The 17,834-nt window shown below is 69.1% G+C and carries 19 protein-coding genes; 12 read left to right on the top strand and 7 right to left on the bottom strand.

Going from position 1 to position 17,834, the window contains the following annotated elements; genetic code table 11:
- Window positions 1-1,317 (bottom strand): class II 3-deoxy-7-phosphoheptulonate synthase (locus tag RJ05_RS08540; RefSeq protein WP_036535236.1); only part of this gene is annotated, 1,317 nt, incomplete at its 3' end.
- Between the two features lie 169 nt (window positions 1,318-1,486).
- On the opposite strand from RJ05_RS08540, the gene RJ05_RS08535 reads away from it, so the two are divergent.
- Window positions 1,487-1,975 (top strand): polyadenylate-specific 3'-exoribonuclease AS, encoded by a 489-nt coding sequence (locus RJ05_RS08535; protein ID WP_036535234.1) that lies wholly within the window; start codon window positions 1,487-1,489, stop codon window positions 1,973-1,975.
- Window positions 1,976-2,069: 94 nt separating this feature from the next.
- On the opposite strand, the gene qcrB is transcribed toward RJ05_RS08535, so the two are convergent.
- Genes qcrB through ctaE form a run of 4 tightly spaced genes read right to left on the bottom strand, consistent with a single transcriptional unit; the run spans window position 2,070 to window position 6,442 of the window.
- Window positions 2,070-3,713 (bottom strand): cytochrome bc1 complex cytochrome b subunit, encoded by a 1,644-nt coding sequence (gene qcrB, locus RJ05_RS08530; RefSeq protein WP_036535232.1) that lies wholly within the window; start codon window positions 3,711-3,713, stop codon window positions 2,070-2,072.
- Window positions 3,710-4,891, bottom strand: coding sequence for a cytochrome bc1 complex Rieske iron-sulfur subunit (gene qcrA / locus RJ05_RS08525; protein WP_085996182.1), 1,182 nt, complete (start codon window positions 4,889-4,891; stop codon window positions 3,710-3,712). The genes qcrB and qcrA overlap by 4 nt, the downstream gene beginning before the upstream one ends.
- A 20-nt stretch (window positions 4,892-4,911) precedes the next feature.
- Window positions 4,912-5,775: a cytochrome bc1 complex diheme cytochrome c subunit gene (gene qcrC, locus RJ05_RS08520; protein WP_081597229.1), complete on the bottom strand. Its 864-nt coding sequence runs from the start codon at window positions 5,773-5,775 to the stop codon at window positions 4,912-4,914.
- 58 nt (window positions 5,776-5,833) lie between these two features.
- Window positions 5,834-6,442: an aa3-type cytochrome oxidase subunit III gene (gene ctaE / locus RJ05_RS08515; RefSeq protein WP_081505355.1), complete on the bottom strand. Its 609-nt coding sequence runs from the start codon at window positions 6,440-6,442 to the stop codon at window positions 5,834-5,836.
- A 239-nt stretch (window positions 6,443-6,681) separates the two neighbouring features.
- Between ctaE and trpD the strand changes: the two genes are divergently transcribed.
- The gene (gene trpD, locus RJ05_RS08510) at window positions 6,682-7,743 is read left to right on the top strand and encodes an anthranilate phosphoribosyltransferase (RefSeq protein WP_036535245.1); all 1,062 of its coding nucleotides are present in this window, start codon (window positions 6,682-6,684) and stop codon (window positions 7,741-7,743) included.
- Window positions 7,744-8,001: 258 nt separating this feature from the next.
- Entirely contained in the window at window positions 8,002-8,277 is a 276-nt protein-coding gene (locus tag RJ05_RS08505) for a hypothetical protein (RefSeq protein WP_130915774.1), read from the top strand.
- Window positions 8,278-8,280: 3 nt separating this feature from the next.
- On the opposite strand, the gene RJ05_RS08500 is transcribed toward RJ05_RS08505, so the two are convergent.
- Together RJ05_RS08500 and RJ05_RS08495 are read right to left on the bottom strand one after the other, a co-directional pair.
- Window positions 8,281-8,556: an Lrp/AsnC family transcriptional regulator gene (locus RJ05_RS08500; protein WP_036535228.1), complete on the bottom strand. Its 276-nt coding sequence runs from the start codon at window positions 8,554-8,556 to the stop codon at window positions 8,281-8,283.
- A 66-nt stretch (window positions 8,557-8,622) separates the two neighbouring features.
- A complete protein-coding gene (locus RJ05_RS08495) occupies window positions 8,623-10,371 on the bottom strand; it encodes a DEDD exonuclease domain-containing protein (RefSeq protein ID WP_036535226.1) in 1,749 nt (582 codons plus the stop codon).
- Window positions 10,372-10,965: 594 nt separating this feature from the next.
- On the opposite strand from RJ05_RS08495, the gene RJ05_RS08490 reads away from it, so the two are divergent.
- From RJ05_RS08490 to RJ05_RS08455, 9 genes are all read left to right on the top strand, one after another.
- Window positions 10,966-11,553: a C40 family peptidase gene (locus RJ05_RS08490; RefSeq protein WP_036535243.1), complete on the top strand. Its 588-nt coding sequence runs from the start codon at window positions 10,966-10,968 to the stop codon at window positions 11,551-11,553.
- A gap of 183 nt (window positions 11,554-11,736) precedes the next feature.
- Window positions 11,737-12,774, top strand: a complete 1,038-nt coding sequence (locus RJ05_RS08485; RefSeq protein ID WP_036535223.1) for an NlpC/P60 family protein — start codon at window positions 11,737-11,739, stop codon at window positions 12,772-12,774.
- 6 nt (window positions 12,775-12,780) lie between these two features.
- The gene (locus tag RJ05_RS32180) at window positions 12,781-13,170 is read left to right on the top strand and encodes a hypothetical protein (RefSeq protein ID WP_249040492.1); all 390 of its coding nucleotides are present in this window, start codon (window positions 12,781-12,783) and stop codon (window positions 13,168-13,170) included.
- Window positions 13,171-13,191: 21 nt separating this feature from the next.
- Window positions 13,192-13,788: a peptidase MA family metallohydrolase gene (locus tag RJ05_RS32175; RefSeq protein ID WP_249040493.1), complete on the top strand. Its 597-nt coding sequence runs from the start codon at window positions 13,192-13,194 to the stop codon at window positions 13,786-13,788.
- Window positions 13,789-13,840: 52 nt separating this feature from the next.
- Complete coding sequence (locus tag RJ05_RS08475) at window positions 13,841-14,968, top strand: glycosyltransferase family 4 protein (RefSeq protein ID WP_036535221.1); 1,128 nt, start codon at window positions 13,841-13,843, stop codon at window positions 14,966-14,968.
- Window positions 14,969-15,156: 188 nt separating this feature from the next.
- Entirely contained in the window at window positions 15,157-15,540 is a 384-nt protein-coding gene (locus tag RJ05_RS08470; protein ID WP_036535219.1) for a hypothetical protein, read from the top strand.
- A 45-nt stretch (window positions 15,541-15,585) separates the two neighbouring features.
- Window positions 15,586-16,023: an SRPBCC family protein gene (locus RJ05_RS08465; protein ID WP_036535217.1), complete on the top strand. Its 438-nt coding sequence runs from the start codon at window positions 15,586-15,588 to the stop codon at window positions 16,021-16,023.
- 47 nt (window positions 16,024-16,070) lie between these two features.
- Complete coding sequence (locus RJ05_RS08460) at window positions 16,071-17,369, top strand: ArsA family ATPase (RefSeq protein WP_081597228.1); 1,299 nt, start codon at window positions 16,071-16,073, stop codon at window positions 17,367-17,369.
- A partial coding sequence (locus RJ05_RS08455) for a hypothetical protein (RefSeq protein ID WP_255220923.1) occupies window positions 17,366-17,834 on the top strand: 469 nt, incomplete at its 3' end. The genes RJ05_RS08460 and RJ05_RS08455, both read left to right, overlap by 4 nt.

Here is a 17,834-nt window from a genome sequence, read left to right as displayed (position 1 = left end):
GGTTTCGTAGCGGCCGGACAGATCGAGATCGGAGATGTCCTGGGCGCCGCCGAGGCATTCGGTGACATCCTCACCGGTCAGCTCGATGTGCAGGCCGCCGGGATGGGTGCCGAGGGCATGGTGCACCTCGAAGAAGCCCTGCACCTCGTCGACCACCCGATCGAAGTGGCGGGTCTTGAAACCGGTGGACGATTCGTGGGTGTTGCCGTGCATCGGGTCGCACTGCCAGATCACCTGATGACCGGTAGCCTGCACCTTCTCGATGATCGGCGGCAGCACCTCGCGGACCTTGCCGTTGCCCATGCGCGAGACGATCGTCAACCGGCCCGGCTCGTTGTTCGGATCGAGCCGCTCGACGTACTCCACGGCCTGATCGGGCGTGGTGGTCGGGCCGATCTTGAGGCCGATCGGGTTGCCGAGCAGCTCCGCGAAGGCGATATGCGCGCCCTCGAGCTGACGGGTGCGCTCGCCGATCCACAGGAAGTGCGCCGACAGGTCGTAGAGCACCGGCTCACCGGTGGCCGGGCTCTCCCCCAGCCGAAGCATGGCCCGTTCGTAGTCGAGCACCAGCGCCTCGTGGCTGGCGTAGATGCGGGCCGACTGCAGGCTCGGGTCGTTGACCCGGCACGCGGTCATGAACCGCAGGCCGCGATCGATCTCCTCGGCCAGCGCCTCGTAGCGGGCGCCCGCCGGGGACTGGGCGACGAAATCGCGGTTCCAGTCGTGCACGCGGTGCAGGTCGGCCATGCCCGCCCCGGTCAGCGCGCGCACCAGGTTCATCGCGGCACTGGCGTTGGCGTAGGCGCGCACCAGCCGCGACGGGTCGTGCTCGCGCAGCGCGGCGTCAGGGGCCAGCGAGTTGATCATGTCGCCGCGGTAGGACTTCAGGCCGAGCGCGTCGGTGTCGGAGGAGCGCGGCTTCGCGTACTGGCCCGCGATCCGCGCCACCTTCACCACCGGCAGGCTGGCGCCGTAGGTGAGCACCACCGCCATCTGCAGCAGGGTGCGGATATTGCCGCGGATGTGGGGCTCGGTGTTGTCGGCGAAGGTCTCCGCGCAGTCACCGCCCTGGAGCAGGAAGGCCTCACCGCGCGCCACTTCGGCGAGCCGCTCGCGCAGCTCCTCCACTTCGGCGGGCACACAGACCGGCGGGACGCTCTCCAGCACGGTCCGCATCATCGCCGCCTGCCCGGGATCCCAGGACGGCTGCTGCAGCGCGGGACGGGCCAGCGCGTCGTCCAGCCGTTCGCGCAGCTGCGTGGGCAGCGGCGGCAGCTCGGGCAAACGATCGATGGGTACGTCGACGGTCCAGTTCACCCACTCAGAATACGGACCCGCGCGCGACCGCGAGCATCCGCGCGGCCAACTCCGGGTCCATCGCCGAGTCCACGAGCCGTTGCGGCGGCCTTCGGGCGGGCCGTCGTGCGGCGGCCGTACCACCAGGCCGTACCCTCGAGCGGACAAGTTTCGGGAGGAGACCGGCTTTGTGAAGTACTTCTATGACGCGGAGTTCATCGAGGACGGGAAGGTGATCGACCTCGTCTCGATCGCGGTGGTCTGCGAGGACGGCCGCGAATATTACGCCGTATCCACCGAATTCGATCCCGAGCGGGCCGGCCCGTGGGTGCGCAAGAACGTGCTGCCGAAGCTGCCCTCGCCGTCGTCGCCGCTGTGGCGCAGCCGCCGCCAGATCCGCGACGAGCTGTACAAGTTCCTGGTGCCACGGCCGACGGTGCAGCCGGAGCTGTGGGCCTGGGTCGGCGCCTACGACCATGTGGTGCTGTGCCAGCTGTGGGGGTCGATGGTGGATCTGCCGCCCGCCCTGCCCCGCTACACCAACGAGCTGCGCCAGCATTGGGACGCGCACGGTCGCCCGGATCTGCCGCCGATCCCCGCCGACGCCCACGACGCGCTCGCCGACGCCCGGCACAATCTGGCCAAGTACGAGGCCATCGAGGCCGCGCGCCGCCGCTGAATCCGCGGACGCCCCGGCTGCCGCATCGAACCGAGCCGAAGAGCAAGCAGGCCCCGAGTCGGATCCGACTCGGGGCCTGCTGCGCTGTCAGCGGTCAGTGGCTGTGCTTGCCACCATTGCCGTTGGCATTCTCCTGTGCCTTCTTCAGCACGGCGAGCTGCTTGTGCTCCTCCTCCAGCTCGGTGGCGAAGTGCTGCTCGCTCTCCTGCCACGGATCCGGGAACAGGAAGCTGCCGGTGCCGGGCTGGCCGGCCGAACCCAGCTGGTTCATCTTCTTGGGCACCGGGGCGCCCTGATACTCCAGCGGGATCGGGTGGCCGTGCTCGTCCACCGGACCCAGCGGCTGATGCACCTCGATGTACTCACCGTGCGGCAGTCGCTTGATCACGCCGGTCTCGATGCCGTGCTCGAGCACCGCCCGGTCGCTGCGCTGCAGACCGATGCAGAACCGGTAGGTCAGGAAGTACGCGATCGGCGGTCCGAGCAGCAGACCGATGCGGCCGACCCAGGTGGTGGCGTTCAGCGAGATGTCGAACTTCAACGAGATGATGTCGTTGACGCAGGCCAGGGTCAGGATCACGTAGAAGGTGATCGCCATGGCACCGATCGCGGTACGCACCGGCACGTCGCGCGGACGCTGCAACAGGTTGTGGTTGGCGGTGTCCTTGGTAAGCCGCTTCTCGATCCACGGGTAGGCGATCAGCAGGGTGAACACCAAGCCCATCACCAGCGCGACCCAGAACACCGCGGGCACGGTGTAGCGGCCCAGATACAGCTCCCACGGCGGCATCAGGCGCGCCATGCCGTCGGTCCACATCATGTAGAAGTCCGGCTGGGAACCGGCCGAGACCTGCGAGGGGTTGTACGGGCCCAGGTTCCAGATCGGGTTGATCTGCAGGACACCGCCCATGATGCCGACGAAGCCGAGGGTGAAGGCGAAGAACGCGCCCTGGTCCGCGGCGAACACCGGCACGATGCGGGCACCGACGACGTTGTTCTCGGTGCGGCCCGGTCCGGGGAACTGGGTGTGCTTCTGGTACCAGACGATGGCCACGTGCGCCGCGATCAGCGCGAGCATGATGCCCGGGAACAGCAGCACGTGCGCGATGTAGAGGCGCGGGATGATGATCTCACCCGGGAAGTCGCCACCGAACATCAACCAGTGCAGCCAGGTACCCACCACCGGCACACCGATGGTGATACCGGAGAACGCGGCCCGCAGACCGGTGCCGGAGAGCAGGTCGTCGGGCAGCGAGTAACCGAAGAAGCCCTCGAACATCGCCAGGATCAGCAGCAGCGAACCGATCACCCAGTTCGCCTCACGCGGCTTGCGGAACGCACCGGTGAAGAAGATGCGCAGCAAGTGCACGATGATCGAGGCCGCGAACAGCAGCGCCGCCCAGTGATGCACCTGGCGCACGAACAGGCCACCGCGCACCTCGAAGGAGATGTTCAGCGCCGTCTCGTAGGCCCGCGACATGCCGACACCGCGCAGCGGCTGGTAGGCGCCGTCGTAGACGACGTGGCTCATCGACGGGTCGAAGTACAGCGTCAGGTAGACACCCGACAGCAGCAGGATGATGAACGCGTAGAGGGCGATCTCACCCAGCAGGAACGACCAGTGGGTCGGGAAGACCTTGTTGATCGACCGGCGCATGAACGCGGCGGCGCGGTAGCGCTCGTCCACGGCGTCGGCGTGGGCACCGACCTTCCGGCCGATTGCTGATGGCGAACTCATGAACGACGCTCCCAGAAGGCCGGGCCGAGCGGCTCGATGAAGTCGCCGTTGGCGACCAGGAAGCCCTCGGAGTTGACGGTGATCGGCAGCTGCGGCAGCGCCCGGGCGGCAGGACCGAAGACCGGCTTACCCCATTCGGTCGCCGAGAACTGCGACTGGTGGCAGGGGCACAGGATCCGGTTGGTCTGCTGCTCGTAGAGCGAGGTCGGGCAACCGAGGTGGGTGCAGATCTTCGAGTAGGCGAAGTAGTCGCCGAAGTTGAAGCTTTCCTGGCCCTTACGCTTGACCGCCTTCTGCGCGTCCTCGGTGCGCAGCCGGATCAGCATGACGGCGTTGCGGATACCGCGCAGCGACTGCAGGGTCGCGTGCTCGTCACCGCGCCAGACTTCCTTCCACGGGAACACCGTCTCCATGCCGCCCGCGTCCAGGTCCTCCGGACGCACCAGCACGATGTCCTCCGGACGGCCGGTGTCGCGGCGCAGGTAGATGGTCTGGCCCTCCCAGTCCGGGGTCCAGCCCGACACCCACAGCGGCGACTTGTCGCCCTTGGCCCACGGGTTCTTGATCATGCCGCCGACGAACAGCGCGGCCGAGCCCAGACCGACGATGCCGAGGCCGGCGCCGGCGGTGCGGGTGATCATCTTGCGACGACCCAGCGTGGAGGTGTCGAGCGCGTCCTGCAACTCCGCGACCAGGGTGCGGCGGTCCACCTCGCTGGAGCGGCCGTCGTGGCGCTCCTGGATGGACAGCTCGGCCGGGATGAACTTCTTGCGGATCAGCACGACCGCGATGCCGATCGCCAGGATCGAGACACCGAAGGTGATGCCGTACAGCGGCGTGGCCAGCGAGTACAGGCCGTGTCCTTCGGACTCCTTGCCCTTGTACTCCCACGGCCAGAACAGGAACACACCGACCAGCGCGGCGGCGGCCAGACCGGAGATGGCGAACCACAGCGCCACCTGACGCTCGGCGCGCTTCTCGGCGCGGGTGCCCGGAACCGGGAACCGCTCGCGCCGGTAGGCGACGTCGACGCCGTCCATCTCGGTGCCGAGCTTGACCAGCTCGTCACGCGACATCGCGTCCAGCTCGGCCTCGGTGGGCTCCGCGGCGGCGTGGCCGGTGGGCTTCACCGTCTCTTTCGACGGCTCGGCACTGGATCCCTCATCCGGGCGCCCCATGTCGTCTCGCTCCTTATCTGTCATGACCTCGATCCGATCCACATCGCGGCGCCGACGGTCAACACGATGCCGACCACCCAGATGGCCAGGCCCTCGGTCGCGGGGCCGAAGCCGCCGAGGCCGTAACCGCCGGGGGACTTGGCCTCCATCGAGTCCTTGACGTAGGCGATGATGTCGCGCTTCTCCTCCGGGCTCAGCTGCCGGTCGGAGAATTTCGGCATGTTCTGCGGGCCGGTGAGCATCGCGGCGTAGATCTGCTGCTCGGAGGCGGGCTCGAGCGGCGGCGCGAACTTACCCGAGGACAGCGCGCCACCACGACCGGTGAAGTTGTGGCAGGAGGCGCAGTTCATCCGGAACAGCTCGCTACCGCGGGCGATGTCATCGCCGCGCAGCGATTCCTGGGCGATGGTGCCGTCGGCGTTGCGGACCACGGTGGGGCCGCCGCCGTTGGCCGCCACGTAGGCGCCGATGGCGTCGGTCTGGTGGGCGTCGAACTTGACGGGCTTGCGCTCGGCCTGGGCCTCGTTGCGCGTCATCGGCATACGACCGGAGGAGACCTGGAAGTACACCGCGGCCTCGCCGACACCGATCAGGCTGGGACCACGGTCCTGCACACCCTGCAGGTTCGCACCGTGGCAGGTGATGCAGGAGGTCTCATACAGCTGCTGGCCCTCACGGATCAGCGCGGAGGTGTCCTCGTTGGCCGTCGCGATCTGCGGTTCGGGGGTGAGGGCCGAGGCGAGAAAGCCGGCTCCGACGAGACCCACCAGAAGCGCGAGCCCGCCCGCGATGCGGCGGCGGACGCGGCGCTGCCTGCGCGTCTTGCTGGCCTGGCCGTGCCCGGGGCTGGCGGGCTCTGGCGCTGATGGGGGAGATGAACTCATCTGTGTCCCTTTGGAGTAGACGGAACCGACTGGTGCAAAAGCTTCCACTGAGCCCGGGTCAGCGGACGAAGTAGATCGTGGCGAACAGCCCGATCCAGACGATGTCGACGAAGTGCCAGTAGTAGGAGACGACGATCGCGGCGGTGGCCTGCGCCGGGGTGAACTTGCTCAGCTTGGTGCGCACCAGCAGGAACACGAACGCGATCAGACCACCGATGACGTGCAGACCGTGGAACCCGGTGGTGATGTAGAACACCGAGCCGTAGGAGCTGCTCGAGATCGAGGTGCCCTCGTGCACGAGGTGGTAGTACTCGTAGCCCTGGCCGAGCACGAAGAAGGTGCCCATGGCGAGGGTGAGGACGTACCAGCGGCGCAGGCCGAACACGTCACCGCGCTCCGCGGCGAAGACACCCAGCTGGCAGGTGAACGACGACGCGATCAGCACGGCGGTGACCGGGACGGCGAGCTTCATGTTCAGCTCGGTCGGCTCCGGCGGCCACTCGGTGGACTGCGCACGCGCGACGAAGTACATCGCGAACAGGCCGGCGAAGAACATCAGCTCGCTGGACAGCCAGATGATGGTGCCGACACTGACCATGTTGGGCCGGTTCAGCGAATGCACACGCTGGGTAATGGCCGATCCTGGGGTGCCTACTGCGGTCGTCACGGGGGTAAGTATGACTCGTCGTAGTACGACAGCAGTACCCGGGTAGGAAACTTGCCTGTGCGTGTCGGATTCGGTTGTGCCACTGCCTGCGGGAACGCCGGAAAATCGGGTCGCGAAGATCAAGTTCGACGGGCCGGAACGGGTCGCGCGAACAGATATCGAAAGACCGCCGGCTCCGGAGCCCATTAGGGTTGTCCCCTACGAGACTGCTGGGCGTACCAGTGTGATGGGAGATGTTGATGAGCGTGCGCAGCTGGCCCCAGGTGCTCGGCACCCTTGCCGACGGTGGTGACCTGACCGCGGACGACACCGAATGGGTGATCAACGAGATCTTCTCCGACAATGCGACGCAGGCGCAGATCGCCGCGTTCGGGGTGGCGATCAAGATCAAGGGGCCGACTCCCGAGGAGCTGTCGGGGCTGGCCTCGGGCATGCTCGGGCACGCCAGACTGGTCCACATCGACGGCGACGGGGTCGATATCGTCGGCACCGGCGGCGACCGGTCCGGCACGGTCAACATCTCCACGATGTCGTCGATCGTCGTCGCGGCGGCGGGTGTGCCGGTCATCAAGCACGGCAATCGCGCGGCCACCTCCAAGAGCGGCGGCGCCGATGTGCTCGAAGCGCTCGGTGTGCGACTGGCGCTCGGCCCGGAGGCGGTGGCGCGGTGTGTGCGCGAGGTCGGCATCGGTTTCTGTTTCGCGCCGCTGTTCCATCCCGCGCTGCGTTTCGCCGGGCCGGCGCGCAAGGAAATCGGCATCCCGACCGTGTTCAACGTGCTCGGACCGCTCACCAACCCGGCCCAGCCGCGCGCGGGTCTGGTGGGCTGCGCGTTCGCGGATCTGCTGCCCAAGATCGCCGGGGTGTTCGCCGCGCGCGGCAGCAGTGCGCTGGTGGTGCGCGGCAACGACGGGCTCGACGAGATCACCACCTCCGCCACCACCGATGTCTGGGTGGTCTCCGGTGGCCGGATGCGCGAAGCCACCATCGATCCCACCCGGCTCGGATTCCCCCGGGTCGACCTCGACGCCTTGCGCGGCGGGGACGCGCAGGTCAACGCCGGTGTGGCGCGCGATGTGCTGGCCGGGACCGCGGGGCCGGTGCGCGATGCTGTGCTGGTCAACTCCGCCGCCGCGATCGTGGCCTACGACCTGTCGCAAGGCGCTGGCGACCCGGACGCCGATCTGGACGACCAGCTGTCCGCCGCCGCCGAACGCGCCGCCGAGGCCATCGACAGCGGGCGCGGGGCGGCGCTGCTGGATCGCTGGGCCAAGCTCACCAACACCCTCGGCGACGCCTGATCGCGCCGTCGGGCGGCCCGTCGCCGCCACGATCTGCGCGTCGCTGAGAAACGCCGGTCTTGCCTGGACCGGCAAACCATCGATCGGCGCTATAGAGTTGCGCGGTCGTCCAGGCACGTCGACGTGCCCTGATGCGACGACTCGGCGCATACCCACCCGGCGGCCGCCATCCTGCCCAGGCGGGACAGGCGATTGCCCGCGCCCGCACTGACAACCGTCGATCGTGGTCTGGAGGTAGGCATGTATCACGGTGCGCCCGTGGTGTCCGGCACTCTGCTCGCCGCGCTGGTGGTGATGCTGAACGCCGGGCCGGCCGCCGCCGCGCGCGGTGGGCTCGTCGTCGACGGCACCGTGCACCACGATCCCGTCGGCTGCCTCGAGGTCAGCGGCGGCGCGCGCACCCTGAAGGTGGAAAACCACACCGACATGCCGGTGACCGTGTACTACGGGCGCGGCTGCCGCGGCGATATCACCGCGACGCTCACCTCACGCGAGGTCCGCACCGTCGTCGGCACTTCGATCCAGGTGCCCTGACCGCTATTCGCCCAGCGAGAAGCCTGCCTCGACGTCGGCGCGCGAATAGGACTTGAACGCGATATGCGTGGTGGTCCGCACGACGCCCTCGGTCTTATCGATGCGGCCGGTCACCACCTCGGCGATCTGCTCGTGGTCGCGGACCCGGACCACCGCGATGAGGTCGACATCGCCCGCGCAGGAATAGACCTCGCTGACGCCTTCGATATCGGCGACCGCCTGCGCGGTTTCCGGGATGCGGGCGTTGGCGGCGTGGATCATGACGATGGCGGTAATCATGGGCCTCAGCCTATGCGGTGCCGGATCCGGCGACCCCTGGTCGACACCGCGGATGTATCGGACCTGTCATCCGGACATGCGCTCGTAGTCCTCGCCCACCGACTCCCCCGCCACCGCCGCCTCGGCCGCCGCCGCCCAGGCCAGCCGGCGGCCTGCACCCTGGGCCGGTTCCCAGTAGCCCTCGCTGGTGCGCACGATCCGCACGCCGGGCCGGGCCAGCCAGCGCGACACCAGCCCGGTCTCCTCCGGCGAGCCGCCGCGCAACGGCGACAGATCACCGTCGCAGACCACGGTTTCGGCGGCCGCCACGATCCGCTCCACCACCGGCATCGGCGGCACTCCCCTGGCGGCCGTGCCCGCACCGGCCAGGCGGCCGTAGCGGATCACCGCGAACTCCCAGCCGCCCGCGCCGTCGGGATGCGCGGCGACGAGTTCGGCGATGCGGGCGATGGCGGCCAGACGCTGGGTGCGATACAGCGCGCGGATCACCGTCACCGTGCGGTCGCGCAGCCGGGCGGCGGCCTCGAAATGTTCGGCGCGGGAATGGGTTCGGATGCGTTCGAGCATCGCGTCGAGCGGGGTGTCATCGGTGCCGGCGAACAGCGCGCGCACCGAGTCCGGCGCGGGAGCGTATTCCTTACTATTACGGGCCATTCCATCGGCCGCCGCCGGACAGCCACCGACGACTGCGGCCGGGCAGTCGTGAATCGCGGTGCGCGACAAGCGAGTTGTGCAGGTGCGCAGGCCGCTGAACTCGGCGATGGTGGCGGCGACATCGGCGGCATCGGCCCTGGCGCCGAAGGGGCCGAGCGCGTCGGCGGTGGGATTGCGTACGATGGCGAAGCGCGGAAAAGCCTCCTCGGTCAGGGTGATCCACCAACCGCGCTTGGGGAACTTCGAGCGCCGGTTGTACGGCGGGGCGTGCGCGACCAGCAGCCGTAGCTCCCGCACCCCCGCTTCGAGCCCGTGTGCGCATTCGACGTGATCGACGCGGGTGGCCAGCGAGACCATCTCTTTGATCCGGCCCCTGGTCTCCGAGCCGGTGAAGTAGTTGCGGACGCGGCGGCGCAGATTCACCGCCGTCCCTATATAGAGGACTTCATCGGAGGGACCACGGAACAGATAGACGCCGGGCCGCGCGGGCAGATCGGCAGCCAATCCGCGTTTGGCGCGTTGGCCCGAGCTGACGTCGGGCAGATAGTCGATCAGCTCGGTGAGGCTGTGCACGCCCTGATTGCCCACCCGCGCGATCAGCGCGTGCAGCACGTCAACGGTGGCGCGGGCGTCGGCGAGGGCGCGGTGGGTGGGCTGGGTGCTCGCCCCGAGCACCCGCGCCAGCACGCTCAACCGCACCGACGGCGCCTCGTCCCTGGCCAGCACCCGCCGCGCGAGCCGAACGGTACACACCACCTGCGCGGCGGGCCATGGTGTGCCGCAACGCGCCGCCGCCGCTCGCAGGAACGCCATGTCGAATCGGGCATTGTGTGCGACGAGCACCGCGCCCGCGGCGAACTCCAGGAATCTGGGCAGCACCGCCTCGATCGGCGGTGCGGCGCACACCATGGCGGTGGTGATGCCGGTGACGTGCACGACCGCGGGCGGGATGGCACGGCCGGGATCGACCAGGGTGGCGAATTCACCGAGTACCTCGCCGCCGCGCACCTTGACCGCGCCGATCTCGGTGATGGCGTCGGCGTCCGGGCTGGTGCCGGTGGTTTCGAGGTCGACCACAACGAAGGTGGTGTCGTAGAGCGGGGTGTCCAGCTCGTCGAAGGCCAGTTGCGCGGCGCGGTGGCGCGGGACGGAGTCGGACACGGCGTGCAGCGTACGACCGAGGTCCGACAGGTTCGCGCCGGTGAGGAGCGGGATGTTCGGTCGACGTGCGCGCGGGAACGCAGCGCGGAGTTTTCCGAATTACACGGACGAGCTTTTCGTTTGGTACCCCCCGAATTGATCTTCGATGCGTAAAAGCGGCGTAGCTCACAAAGAATGCGCCGGGGTATCAATCTCCGGGCGTGTCGGATTCGCGCCATGCGGCTAGCGGCCGGGACACCCTTCCCCACCCCTCGAACACACTGTCCGACGTCCCGCGACCGCCCGGCTACCCCCCAGAGATGTCCCGTGAACTGCGGGGAAGGCCTTACGCCCGCAGCCGAGCCGCATTTACTGTTACTTCAAGTAACGCCTGGTCGCCCTTTGCGTTCATGCGGAAATCGGTGCACCGTTATCGTTTCGTGATTGTTGTGACGCATATCGCAGCCTTCTCGCGTCGAATTGTTGACCGCCACCGTTTCGCTTGTTCGCGGCTTTACAAACCACCGTGATCGGTTCGTAACCTCATCGAGACCTCACGGAGTCCGACCCACCACCCCGGTGCGGCGTCGTGAGGCAGATTGGGAGTACCGCATCATGGCGTCCACCACCGTCAAACGACAGGCCAAGCGTGCCGTTGCGGCCGGAGCCGTCGGCGCTGCCACCATCGGCGCGTTCCTGCTTCCCGCCGCTCCCGCGGCGGCGGCACCGGTCACCGTCCCCGGTGTCGGCACCTTCGACGTGCCCGACGACATCGTCAACCAGATCCCCGGTGGCCTGCCCGCCGTCCCGGGTCTGCAGATCCCGGCCCCCGCGCCGCTGCCCTTCACCGCGCCGACCAAAACGCTCGGCGAGGCCGCTCTCGATGCCGCGATGAGCAAGGTCGGCTCGCCGTACGTCTACGGCGCCGCCGGCCCGAATGCCTTCGACTGCTCCGGCCTCGTGCAGTGGTCCTACCGCCAGGCCGGCCGCGAGGTGCCCCGCACCAGCGGTGCCCAGCTCGCCTCCGGCACCCCGGTCTCCATGGACCAGCTCCAGCCCGGCGACGTGGTGTCGTTCTACGGCGGCGGCCACTCCGGCCTGTACGCGGGCAACGGCAACGTCGTGCATGCCTCCACCGCAGGCAGCCCGGTGCACGTCGCACCGATCTCCTCGATGCCGGTCGCGGGCGCAGTCCGCTTCTGATCGCACCCCCGGGGCCCGCATCGTCACGACGGTGCGGGCCCGGGCCGGTCCGACGGCTGTGATCGGTTCGTGCTCTACTGGACACCGAAGGTCGCCGTTCCGTAACCTAATCGAGACCTTTCCGCGGCTTCACACGAGAACGGGGCACGGCAGGCAGTGGCAGCACATCACCGCAGTCGAGGGTTGAAACGCCTGGCAGGGGCGACGATCACGGCAGCACTACTCACCGTGGCACTACCCGGCGGCGGTCCGGTGAGCGCCGACCCGGCCACCATGCCCGCCACCGCGAGCGCGGCCGTGCAGCGGCTGATCGACCTGTCGCGCGAATCCGAGCAACTCAACCAGCAGGCGCTCGGCGCCCAAGCCGACTTCGACGCCAAACTCGCCGTCCAGCGCGACGCCGAAGCCGCGCTCGCCACCGCCACCGACGCCGTCACCGCGGCACGCAACGAAGTCCGCAAATATCAGCCGGTGATCGACCGCACCGCGATCGCGGCCTACCAGGGCGCACGCACCAACCGCCTGTTCTCGGTCCTGGTCAGCGATTCGCCGCAGCAGCTGCTCGATCAGATGTCCACCCTCGATGTGGTGGCCACCCAGACCTCCACCCAGCTGAAGCAGTACAAGAAGGCCACCGACGCGGCCACCGCGGCCGAATCCACCGCGCGCACCGCCGCCGACAACGCCCGCACCGCCGCCGAGAAGGCCGATGCCGTGCGCGGCGATCTCGAACGCAAACGCGCCGATCTCCAGGGCGCGATCACCCAGGTCATCGAGGCCTGGGGCACGCTGTCGGCGCAGGACAAATCGGCGCTGGCCGGATCGCCGTTCCCACCCGGCTTCGATCGCGACACCCTGCTGCGCGGACTGGTGCCCGGCAGTGGAACCAGTGCACTGGCCGCCGGGCTCACCCGGGTGGGCGATCCCTATGTCTGGGGAGCCACCGGCCCGGACCGGTTCGACTGCTCCGGCTTGGTGCAGTGGGCGTTCAAACAGGTCGGCAAGGATGTGCCGCGCACCAGTTCGGCGCAGGCGTCCTACGGCACGCCGGTCGCCAAGGAAGATCTGCGTCCCGGCGACGTGGTCTTCTTCTACCCCGACATCTCCCACGTCGGCATCTACGCGGGCAACGGACTGATGCTGCACGCGTCCACCTTCGGCGTGCCGGTCGCCGTCGCGCCCATGAGTTCCACGCCCTATCACTCGGCTCGGCGATACTGAGCACCGATGAAAGGTGTGCGGCGCGTCCGTGACTGGCTGTCGCAGCGACGGCGCTTCGAGTTCTGCCTCACCACCATCACGGTGATGCTGCTGACCGGTACCTGCGCCGCGCTGCTCCTGCTCCCCGATTCGGTGGTGGCACCGCTGCGCGCGGCGCGAACCGGCACGAGCACCGCGCCGGTCGCCGAACAGCACACCGCCGGTGACGCGCGAATGGCGCAGATCCAGCGCATCACCGAACCGTTCGGACCACTGGTGAGCAGGCAGGTGCCTACCGGCGGCGCCCTGCCCGCGCTGGTCGTCGGTCATCCGCAGCACCAGCGCGACATCGACCTGCTCGCCGGCGAGCTCACTGCCGCGAGCGCCGCCGTCACCGAACTGTGGGGGCCGGACTAGTCCCGCTCGCCCGTGGTGGTCATGTCCGCCGCACCCGCCGAATTCGCCGCCCTGGTCCACGCCACCACGGAACTGCCCGCTGAGATCGCGGCCGCGACGGTGTCGGATCCGTTCACTCCCGGCTCGCAGCCGACCGGCCAGCGCGTCGTGTTCGGTCCCGACGCGGGCCGCCGCCTCGACCCCGACGGCCTGCGCTCGCTGCTGCGCCACGAGCTCACCCACGTCGCCACCAGGGCCGCGACAGTCGATGGCTCCCCGCAATGGCTGCTGGAAGGTTTCGCCGAATACGCCGCACACCGCGGGCTCGGCCACTCGTTCACCGACATCGCACCCACCCTCGCCACCCGCCTGGCCACCGGTACCGTCCCCGCCGACCTCCCCACCGACACCGAATTCACCGGCCCCGACGCCGCCACCGCCTACGAACTCGCCTGGTCGGTGTGCGCCTACCTCGCCGACACCCACGACGACGCCCACCTCGTCGCCCTCTACCGCCGCCTCGCCACCGGGCCACACACGACCGCGACCGAAGACGCGGCCATGCGCGAGGTCCTCGGCACCAGCCGCGCGGGCCTGATCAGCGGCTGGCAAACCTGGCTGCGCGCCCGCAGCGCCTAGGCACTGCCGCGGCGCCGCAGGCGACGGCGAACAAACACAGTAAGTTGGTGGCATGGCTCGAACCCTGCTGGTTACCAATGATTTCCCGCCGCGTCCCGGGGGTATCCAGTCGTATTTGCAGGCCTTGGCGGGGCAGCTGCCGCCCGATGACCTGGTCGTCTACGCGCCGCGGTGGCGGGGCGACAGTCATGTGAAGTTCGATGCCGAGCAGAAATTCCAGGTGGTCCGCCATCCGACGACATTGATGCTGCCGACGCCGCTGGTGATGCGGCGCGCGGCGAAACTGTTGCGCAGCGAGAACTGCGACACCGTCTGGTTCGGGGCGGCGGCGCCGTTGGCGTTGATGTCGCCGGTGCTGCGCCGGGCGGGCGCCGAACGCATCCTGGCCAGCACTCACGGGCATGAGGTCGGCTGGTCGATGCTGCCGGCGGCCAGGCAGGCGTTGCGGGTGATCGGCGAGCAGACCGATGTGGTCACCTACGTCAGCAAGTACACCAGGGCCCGTTTCGCGGCGGCGTTCGGACCGAATGCCGCGCTGGAGTATCTGCCGCCCGGCGTCGATACGGATGTCTTCCGCCCGGATCCCGCCGCGCGCGCCGAGCTGCGGCAGCGCTACGGCCTCGGCGACCGGCCCACGATTCTGTGCCTGTCGCGGCTGGTGCCGCGCAAGGGCCAGGACGCGCTGATCGTGGCGATGCTGCAGATCCGCGAGCGGGTGGACGGCGCGGTGCTGGTCATCGCGGGTGGTGGCCCCTACGAGGAGAAGCTGCGTGCCCTGGCCGAGGCGCTGGGCGTCGCCGATTCCGTCGTCTTCACCGGACGGGTGCGTTCGGATGAGCTGGCCGCCCACCACACCCTGGCCGATGTCTTCGCCATGCCCGCCCGCACCCGCGGCGCCGGCTTGGACGTGGAGGGCCTCGGCATCGTTTATCTCGAGGCCTCCGCCTCCGGTGTCCCCGTCGTGGCCGGACGTTCCGGCGGCGCACCGGAAACCGTCATCGAGGGCAAAACCGGCCGCGTCGTCGACGGGCGCAAGATCGACCAGATCGTCGACGCCCTGGTCGGCATCCTCGCCGACCCCGAGGCCGCCGCCCGCATGGGCGCTGCCGGACGCCAATGGGTCGAACAGCAGTGGCGCTGGGACACCCTCGGCGCCCGCCTGCGCCAACTGCTGAGCTAGCAGCGGCCGGATCACGACCGTTTCCGAGCGAAGCGAGACCGAGCCTCCGAGTTCGCGGCCCGTCTCGCGTCTCCGCTGCCGCTGCGCACGCCGAAGGCAAGCAGCGGTAGCGGAGACGCGAGACACCCAGGGGCCGCGAACACGCGACGCCGGAGGCGGCGCAAATCCGACACTGTACGCTCAGGCGCGTGAGCAGTATCCAGGTCGCAGATCAGACGTTCGTCGCCGCCTCGGGCGCGGCGGTCGGCGAGTTGCTCGCCGCGCCGGGCCGATGGCGGCGCTGGTGGCCGGACCTGACGTTGGACGTGCGAGAAGACCGTGGCGACAAGGGAATCCGCTGGACCGTCGGCGGCGCGCTGACCGGCACTATGGAGGTGTGGCTGGAACCCTCGCTGGACGGGGTGATCCTGCACTATTTCCTGCATGCCGAGCCGACGCGTCCGATCGAGCCGCGCAAGCTGGCCGAGGCCAACCACGCGCGCCGGGTCGCGGGTAAGAAGATGTCGTTCGAGGTGAAGTCCCGGTTGGAGGCCGATCGCCCGGCCGGAGTCGCCCCGCAGCTCACGTCCTGACGTTTCACTGCCAGCATCGTCGCCGGAAAGGAACCGTTCACCGTCATGGCCGACCGGACCCAGAGATCGATCGTCATCGCGGCCCCGTCGCAGCAGGTGATGTCCGTCATCGCCGATCTGGCCTCCTACCCGGAGTGGGTGTCGGCGGCGAAATCGGTGGAGGTGCTCGAATCCGGTCCCGACGGTCGCGCCCGCACCGCCCGCTTCGTGCTCGACGCCGGCGTCGTCAAGGACACCTACGTGCTCTCCTACACCTGGCGCGGCGACGGCAAAGCCGTCACCTGGACCCTGCTCAGCGGTGACCTGCAGAAAGCCCAAGACGGCAGCTACGAATTGGTCGATCTGCCCGACGGCGGCACCGAGGTGATCTATCAGCTCACGGTGGACTTGAACATCCCGATGATCGGCATGTTCAAACGCAAAGCCGAGAAGGTGATCACCGATACCGCGTTGAAGGAGCTGAAGAAACGGGTCGAAGGCTGACCGGGCACGGCGCCGGCCGGGGCGGGGGCCGCCGCACCCGCGTCGAGCTGTTCATCGGCAAGGGCGGAGTCGGCAAGACCACGCTGGCCTGCGCGACCGCGATGTCCTACGCGCGCGCGGGTTCCCGGGTGCTGGTCGCTTCGCTCGATCAGGCCCATTCGCTCGGCGATGCCCTGGGTTTCCGTTTCCCGCACGATCCGGGCACCGTCGCCGGCATCACCACGGTGGTGCCCGGCCTCGAGGTGATCGAGATCGATTCGCTCGCGCTGCTCGAGGACCGGTTCCGCGAGGTCACCCGGCTGTTGTCGGCCGACACCGGCCACGATCACGGCATTGATCTCGGCGCGCTGGATCCGGCCGAGCTCACCGGGCTGCCCGGTGTGCAGGAGCTGCTGATGCTGGTGGAGATCACCGAGTACGCGGGCGAGGACGAATGGGACGTCATCGTGGTGGACTGCCCGCCTTCGGCCGACATGCTGCGCATCGTCACCGCGCCCGACACTCTGCTCGGCTATCTGGACCGGGTGTGGCCGCCGCACGCGCGCGCGATGAGCAGTATGGGTAGCGATCTGCGCCGGGTGGTGCTGGCCACGACCGTGCAGCGGATCGTGACGGCGGTGACCGAGGTGCGTGATCTGCTGGCCGACCATGAGCGCACGGGTGCGCGCCTGATCACCGTCGCCGAGCGGGTAGCGGTCGCCGAATCCGCCCGGGTGCGTTCGGCGGCCGCGTTGCTTGGCTTGCGCCTGGATGCCGTTGTGGTGAACAAGGTGCTGCCCGCGGTGCCCGAACCGAGCGGCCCCGCCGACACCGCCCATCCCGCGGTGCACTGGTACCTGAACCGGCGCGCCGAACAGCACGATGTGATCGCCGGACTGCGCCGGGCGATGCCCGAGGTCCCGGTGCTGGTTGCCGCGCACACCGGGCCGGAACCGGTGGGTGTCGGTTCGCTGGCGGCGCTGTCGTACGCGGTGGACGATGCCGCTTCGGTCGCCGCACCCACCGGCGGCGCGCCGCGCGGGGCGGGCGTGGAACTCGACACGGGCCCGGTCCTGGGCAACAATCCGGCGGAGGGCGGCACACGTTCGGGCGAACCGAAGGTTCGTTTGGAATCGGGCGCCGGGCTGCATTCGGTGTATGCGATGCGAATGCATCTGCCGGTCGCCGACCCGGCGACATTGCGGCTGGGACGAGTGGAGGACGATTTGATCGTGGGAGCGGACGGGGTCCGGCGCCGGGTGCGGCTGGCGCCGGTGTTGCGGCGGTGCACGGTCGCCGCCGCCGAACTCGACGGCGGCTATCTCATCGTCCGCTTCCGGCCCGACCCGGAGGTGTGGCCGCTGTGACCGCCACCGCCGAACCCGACGGCCTCACCGAATTCGCCGCCGAACTCAAACTGCTCGCCGAAGCCGTCCTGGAAAGGGTCGAACCAGTGCTGCGGCGGGCGGCGGCCGACGGCAAACCCGAATGGGACAACTGCAGTTGGTGCCCGGTGTGCGCGGCGGCGGCACTGGTACGCGGCGAACAGCACGATGTGCTCTCGGCCATCGCCGATCACGGCACGGCCATCGTCACCGTGTTGCGGGAGGCGCTGGCGGGTGTGCCGGTCGAGCCGGTGATGCCCGACGGCACGGAACCCGGTGTGCGGCATCGCCATGACGCGGGCCGTCCCGACGGCCGACGCGGTTCGTCGCATACGGGCACTCCCGCCGACGCCGTCCGCGAGGACATCCGCAGCGGCGGAACGCCTGCGGGCAGCGTCCCGACGCCGGGCGTCGACGAGCAGAGCGGCGCAGACGAGTCGGGCCGAT

The sequence above is a fragment of the Nocardia cyriacigeorgica NBRC 100375 genome (genome assembly GCF_000308555.1).
Taxonomy (GTDB): domain Bacteria; phylum Actinomycetota; class Actinomycetes; order Mycobacteriales; family Mycobacteriaceae; genus Nocardia; species Nocardia cyriacigeorgica.
This window is presented reverse-complemented; position numbering and strand designations above follow the sequence as displayed.

Coding starts and splice junctions, on each gene's coding strand:
- qcrB (WP_036535232.1), bottom strand. CDS start 3,713: ATGAGTTCGCCATCAGCAATCGGCCGGAAGGTCGGTGCCCACGCCGAC.
- qcrA (WP_085996182.1), bottom strand. CDS start 4,891: ATGGGGCGCCCGGATGAGGGATCCAGTGCCGAGCCGTCGAAAGAGACG.
- qcrC (WP_081597229.1), bottom strand. CDS start 5,775: ATGAGTTCATCTCCCCCATCAGCGCCAGAGCCCGCCAGCCCCGGGCAC.
- trpD (WP_036535245.1), top strand. CDS start 6,682: ATGAGCGTGCGCAGCTGGCCCCAGGTGCTCGGCACCCTTGCCGACGGT.
- RJ05_RS08500 (WP_036535228.1), bottom strand. CDS start 8,556: ATGATTACCGCCATCGTCATGATCCACGCCGCCAACGCCCGCATCCCG.
- RJ05_RS08490 (WP_036535243.1), top strand. CDS start 10,966: ATGGCGTCCACCACCGTCAAACGACAGGCCAAGCGTGCCGTTGCGGCC.
- RJ05_RS32180 (WP_249040492.1), top strand. CDS start 12,781: ATGAAAGGTGTGCGGCGCGTCCGTGACTGGCTGTCGCAGCGACGGCGC.
- RJ05_RS32175 (WP_249040493.1), top strand. CDS start 13,192: ATGTCCGCCGCACCCGCCGAATTCGCCGCCCTGGTCCACGCCACCACG.
- RJ05_RS08475 (WP_036535221.1), top strand. CDS start 13,841: ATGGCTCGAACCCTGCTGGTTACCAATGATTTCCCGCCGCGTCCCGGG.
- RJ05_RS08465 (WP_036535217.1), top strand. CDS start 15,586: ATGGCCGACCGGACCCAGAGATCGATCGTCATCGCGGCCCCGTCGCAG.